The 324-nt window shown below is 36.1% G+C and carries 1 protein-coding gene; it reads right to left on the reverse strand.

Annotated features, from left to right (window positions below):
• The coding region (locus G6042_RS00520; protein WP_169522340.1) for a transposase at nt 1–324 on the reverse strand (324 nt) is incomplete at both ends.

Genomic DNA, 324 nt, shown 5'->3' on the forward strand with positions numbered 1-324 from the left:
CCAGGTGTTTATCTATTTTCTTTTGGTTGTAATTTGCTTTCTTGCTGTTGTGTGCTCTGGATTTTGTGCCGTCAATAGCGATGGTTTCGCCTGCAATTAATTCGGCGTCTTTTAAAAAACTGACAAACAGTTTGAAGAGCTGTTTCAGTGCTTTGGTGTTGTCTTTTCTAAAGTCAGCTATAGTATGATAATTTGGGCAAATGGCTTCTAAAAGCCATTGCAATTCAATATTGCGAAGACACTCTTTTTCTAATCGTCTCGAGGAACGAATACCGTTTAAATAGCCATACAAATAGATTTTTAAAAATACCTTGGTATCAAAAC

The sequence above is a fragment of the Flavobacterium solisilvae genome (genome assembly GCF_012911605.1).
Taxonomy (GTDB): Bacteria; Bacteroidota; Bacteroidia; order Flavobacteriales; family Flavobacteriaceae; genus Flavobacterium; species Flavobacterium solisilvae.